We start from the raw sequence: 2054 nt of genomic DNA, 5'->3' as shown, positions 1-2054 counted from the left end.
GAGGCCGGCGGCAGCGACTACCAGCGCGAGCGCACCCAGTGGGACAGCGGCGCCAACCTGGTCTGTGCATCGCCGGGCGTGGTTTATGCATACGATCGCAACACCTACACCAACACGCTGCTGCGCAAGCAGGGCATCGAGGTGGTGACCATCGTCGGGGCCGAACTGGGCCGCGGTCGTGGCGGTGGCCATTGCATGACTTGCCCGATCGTTCGGGACGCGGTGGACTTCTGACTGGTTTCCGGCTGAATTCAGGAGGAACCCGACCATGGAGACGGAACAAGCGACAAGGCCACAGCTATCACTGACCGAGGCCATCATCCCGATCGCCAGTCTGATTTTTCTGGTCGGACTTTCCTACTTCCTGTTCGGCGATGCGGGTGCGGGCGGGCCCAACCAGGTGGCGCTGATGGTGGCGACGATGGTGGCTGCCGTCATCGGTCTGCGTCATGGCCTCACACTGGAAGAAATGCGGGACGCGGCCATTGCGAGCGTGAGTTCGGGCCTTGGCGCCATCTTCATCCTGCTGGCGGTCGGCGCGCTGGTCGGCACCTGGGCGCTGAGCGGCACGATCGCCGCGATGGTGTACTACGGCCTGCAGTTGCTCAGTCCCAACTACTTCTACGCCACCGCCCTGCTCATTTGCGGCTTCATCTCCTTCAGCATCGGGAGTTCGTGGACGACGGTCGGCACGATCGGCATCGGCCTCATGGGCATCTCGCAGAACATGGACATGAATGCTGCCATCACGGCAGGGGCCGTCGTCTCGGGCGCGTACTTCGGTGACAAGTCATCACCGCTTTCGGACTCGGCCAACCTTGCCGCTGCCGCGGCGGGCGTCGATCTGTACAAGCACATTCGAGAGACCTTGCTGACTTCGCTGGTGGCGCTCGTCATCTCGTTGCTTGTCTTCTACCAGCTAGGCCGTCCGGGTGAGTTCGACGCGAGCCAGAAGATGGCTTTGCTCAAGAGCACCTTCAACATCTCGCTGCTCCTCTTCATCCCGCTCGCAACCGTGATCGTGCTTGCCCTGTGCAAGGTTCCGGCCTTTACGTCGATCTTCATCGGTGCGCTCGTTGCCGCCGGACTCGCGGCCTTCACCGCGCCAGAACGCGTCATTGCCTTCGCCCAGGCGCGAGAAGGCATTCCGAGCGTGCTCGCGATGCTCAAGGGCATGTGGCTGGCGCTGGCGAGCGGCTACAAATCCTCGACCGGCGTCCCGACCATCGACCTCCTCGTTACCCGCGGCGGAATGGAAAGCATGATGAGCACGATCTGGCTCATCATCACCGCTCTCGCCTTCGGCGGGGTCGTCGAGAAGTGTGGAGTCCTGGAGCGACTGACGACTCCCATCCTCGCGCGGGCGAAGAGCGCCGGGGCATTGGTCGCCGCACTCGCAGCCGCCATCATCGGCACCGCCATTGCCACCGCCGATCAGTACATGGCCGTGATGCTGCCGGGGCGGTCCTTCAAGAGTGCCTTCGAAGCACGCGGCCTCGCTCCGGTCGTGCTGTCACGCACGATCGGTGACGTAGCGACACCCACATCCGCTCTCATCCCGTGGAACAGTTGCGGCGCCTACATGGCAGCCACCCTTGGCGTCGCCACGTTCAGCTACGCGCCCTTTGCGATCTTCTGCATCGCCAGCCCGATCATCGCCATCGTCATGGCCTATTGCGGCATCCGCATGCCGCGTGTTTCCGCACCACACTTGACGTCGAGCGAGACGCGATCGACACAAGAGTGAAGACGCCCAGGCGGACTCGACAGCCCGGCGGCTCAAGGCCTCGCCCCTCCCTGAAATACCCCGTGACCAAACCCCGGGTTTTCCATTAATCAATCCACTTGATTTATTAACTAAGGGGTTCCAAACTCTGTTGCCCGTCCTCAATACTTTTTGGCAAACAGGAGACAACCCGATGCTCAAGCTCACCCTCGCCGCCGCCCTGACCTCAGCCGCGCTGGCCGCCCAGTTCCCCGCCCAGGCCGCCGAGCCCGTGATCGGCCTGATCACCAAGACCGAGACCAACCCCTTCTTCGTCAAGATGAAGGAA

At 62.8% G+C, this 2054-nt stretch carries 2 protein-coding genes and 1 pseudogene; all 3 read left to right on the top strand.

Annotated features, from left to right (window positions below):
* Positions 1-234, top strand: a 234-nt coding sequence (locus AC1DF3_RS36810; protein ID WP_478142785.1) for an arginine deiminase family protein, incomplete at its 5' end; no start/stop codon positions are given.
* Positions 235-268: 34 nt separating this feature from the next.
* Complete coding sequence (gene nhaC, locus AC1DF3_RS36805; protein ID WP_478142784.1) at positions 269-1747, top strand: Na+/H+ antiporter NhaC; 1479 nt, start codon at positions 269-271, stop codon at positions 1745-1747.
* Between the two features lie 172 nt (positions 1748-1919).
* A pseudogene (locus tag AC1DF3_RS36800) lies at positions 1920-2054 on the top strand (sugar ABC transporter substrate-binding protein); the annotation flags it as partial.

The organism is Variovorax sp. 10N432 (assembly GCF_056394465.1).
Note: the sequence above shows the minus strand (reverse complement) of the source record. Positions and strands in the feature narration are given on the sequence as shown.